At 34.8% G+C, this 2,874-nt stretch carries 3 protein-coding genes and 1 pseudogene; all 4 read left to right on the top strand.

Annotated features, from left to right (window positions below):
• Window positions 1-1,123: pseudogene (locus SORDD16_RS12005) on the top strand (hypothetical protein); the annotation flags it as partial.
• Window positions 1,123-1,854 carry a hypothetical protein gene (locus SORDD16_RS08950; protein WP_061453179.1) on the top strand — a complete coding sequence of 244 codons (732 nt, stop codon included), beginning with the start codon at window positions 1,123-1,125 and terminating at the stop codon, window positions 1,852-1,854. The pseudogene SORDD16_RS12005 and the gene SORDD16_RS08950, both read left to right, overlap by 1 nt.
• Before the next feature lie 33 nt (window positions 1,855-1,887).
• Window positions 1,888-2,343 (top strand): hypothetical protein, encoded by a 456-nt coding sequence (locus SORDD16_RS08945; RefSeq protein ID WP_061421997.1) that lies wholly within the window; start codon window positions 1,888-1,890, stop codon window positions 2,341-2,343.
• Window positions 2,343-2,798, top strand: a complete 456-nt coding sequence (locus SORDD16_RS08940) for a DUF5085 family protein (protein ID WP_061421998.1) — start codon at window positions 2,343-2,345, stop codon at window positions 2,796-2,798. The genes SORDD16_RS08945 and SORDD16_RS08940 overlap by 1 nt, the downstream gene beginning before the upstream one ends.
• Window positions 2,799-2,874: the final 76 nt, after the last annotated feature.

The raw sequence follows: 2,874 nt of genomic DNA, 5'->3' as shown, positions 1-2,874 counted from the left end.
CTTACAGAGCTTAGTTTTTCAAGGTTTCGAACAAGTCACAGGTGACTTTGGAAAGTTTGATGGAACTTTTAAAATAGAGGGACAAGCTCCTTGGGCTAATAATATTAACAGTGAGTGGAATAAACGTTCTGAGGTAATTCAAAATTACCAAAATGTTTTAGATAAAATTAAAAATAAAACAGAATTGGATGAGAAAGATATAAAGGCAATCCAAGCTTATCAGAACCGCTATCCAGCTAAGGACCTGCCAGAGAATGTTAAGAATGCAATTCAGGGATTTGTAGATAGGACGGAAGCTGAATTGCTAACGATGGCCCAAGATGTTGCAAAGGAACAGGGGATTTCTGTTGAAAAAGCCATTGATTTTATTTTGAAGCAGGAAGAATCAGCCGACAAATCTTCAAAATTTTCGAATATTGTTGGTAGAGTTATTCTGGCTAAGGCTGAAATAAACTTTATTAACGGTCGACAAGTTACTTCTGACTCCAGAGGTCGTGTTAAGATAGGTTCTCGCTTTCTTTATAATAAAAATACAGGACATGTATATACTAGTGGAAGTGGAGAATATAATCAAAATACAGGTAGAGATTTCGATCCTACTGATACCAATATTGGCAAAGGAGTTCAGACAACTGGTTGGCGAACTGCTATTGGGGATGCTGTAGATTCGGCTAAAAGCGGTTTTAAAAATTCTTTGAAATTTTGGGATGACTTCAAATGGAAAGATGCTTCACAGCTTTCAAAATGGGGACAAGCTGGCAAAGCGCTTGGTGCCATTGGAACAGTTCTTAATGTTGGGGGAAATATAAAAGAAAACTTTTTTGATGATAATACCTCTTCTGTGGGGACAAAAATTCGAAATTTCGTAGTTGACCAAGGTGTTGATCTTCTTTCAGGTGCTTCTGCTGCAAGCGCTGGTGCCGCAATCGGAACTTTTATCGGAGGTCCTATTGGAACAGTTGTTGGGTTAGGATTAGGTGCAGCCATTGGATGGCTTATGAATGACTTTAAAATTAAGGAATTAAATAATCAATCTGTAACGGATATAGCTAAGGATGCCTTAACAAAAACAACAGATGCAATTGGCGATGGCTTAAAAACAATAGGAGGGTGGTTTAGTTAATGGTGAAGGTGAATATAAAAAATAAGACAAAGATTACTGATATAGAAAGAGAAAGATACCATGGTCCTTTGATCACACATGGTGTCAGTCTAGGCTATATTAAGTTATATCCATGGATAAATTTACCATTTTGCTCCTTTTTCTTTTACTGGGGTCTTATAGGTGAAACAGGAAGTCATCAGGGAGGGCTTAAAGTTCTATTTTTGACTTGTATCATTCTTAATGTTGTAGGTATGTTGTTTGGTTTTTCTAAGTTTTTGATCAATCGATTTAAATTTTTAACATTTATTCTGATTGCTTTGCTTACTTGGACGACATTAGTTTGGACCAATTTTATCGGAATGTTGATGTTTATAACAGTAGGAGATTCAAATAGTATAGAAGGAATATATCAATCTCCTCTCACTCCAATTTATGTTATCTTTATATTGCTTCTTTTTATCTTTGCATGTGGTCTCTATGCTTGGTACTATCTCCCAAAGAATCAGGGGAAAGTTTGGGCTTTTAATCAAGTAAAAGAGGGAGATAGAAAGAAAACATGGTGGAATAATTTTGCTATAGCTTTTGCTGGGGCAACAATTATTCCTTCCCTCCTAACGGGTTATATTCAGAATGCCTTTGGTATTTTATTGGGAATTTTGTTGACCTTGACTTTGCCGGCTGTCATGGTAGATGCAGTTTATGCAGCTATTTATGTGAAAAAGCACCCTGATAGTGATGAATTAGCTTAAAGATAAGAACAATTAAGAAAGCAGTAAAGAAATATGGAAATAAGACCTAAAAAGTTAGTCCTTCATAATCAATTTGGTTATGAAGAAAGTGGGTTGGGAAATGTACCAGTCGAACAGATTTGTCATAAAGTATATCCTTTATGTTGGGAGTTTATAGAGGATATGCTAGATATGGTTTTTTCAGATGGTCCAGTATATTTTAAGAGTTATCCTTTTGGGGATAAAAAAACGATTTCTATTTTTACAACATTTGGCAATGCATATACCCAAATAGATAGATATAAAGGACCATTTCTTTTTCAAGAAAATATTTTTATAGACAGTAATGATTTCGCTAGTTTTTCCTCAGAAAATTTAGCGGATTATTATGATGCCTTACGTGTAAAATATGCTAAAGAAAATTTGGAGTATTTAGCTGTTTATCATGTGCTTTATCATCCTGGAAAAGAAATTGTAGTTGATGCATATGGTAGTTGGGAGGTAGAGTGATGAAATATGTTGTTGCACAAGGTGTGACCAATGAAAACATTTTTGAGGCACGGAATGTGATTAAAAAGCGTAAGACTTTTCATGTTAGTCAGATGAGAAATGAACTAGATGCTTTTATGACAGCTATTTATGAAGCAGGAGGTCATCCAGCAGGACCTATTGTATATAGTCTAAATAATGTGCCATATGAAGGAAATATGGATATTGAATTCTTTCTTCCCTTAGAGGAGGAATTTCTTGAAGTCAAGGGGATGAAATTTTCATCTTACTTTGAAATCAATAATATTATAATGGTAACTCTAAATCATGATTATGAGGAATTAACCAAGGAAGCATATGCTAGATTATTATGGACCTTAGAGAAGAATAACCGCGAACAACAAACCCCTTTTTATCATATTCTCCAAACAGAAGGAACAGGGCAGGTAACAGTATTGCTTGGTTACGCTTATTAAGTTTGATAAAGAAATTTCCGATTATATATGTAAGATTTGCAAAAGAGTTATTTCATAGTTCCGTACAGCAAATAGT

The organism is Streptococcus oralis (genome assembly GCF_001578945.1).
Classification (GTDB): domain Bacteria; phylum Bacillota; class Bacilli; order Lactobacillales; family Streptococcaceae; genus Streptococcus; species Streptococcus oralis_Q.
This window is presented reverse-complemented; position numbering and strand designations above follow the sequence as displayed.

What these genes read in the sequence shown, in the direction of transcription:
- SORDD16_RS08940 (WP_061421998.1), top strand. Translation starts at nt 2,343, where the DNA reads ATGAAATATGTTGTTGCACAAGGTGTGACCAATGAAAACATTTTTGAG.
- SORDD16_RS08950 (WP_061453179.1), top strand. Translation starts at nt 1,123, where the DNA reads ATGGTGAAGGTGAATATAAAAAATAAGACAAAGATTACTGATATAGAA.
- SORDD16_RS08945 (WP_061421997.1), top strand. Translation starts at nt 1,888, where the DNA reads ATGGAAATAAGACCTAAAAAGTTAGTCCTTCATAATCAATTTGGTTAT.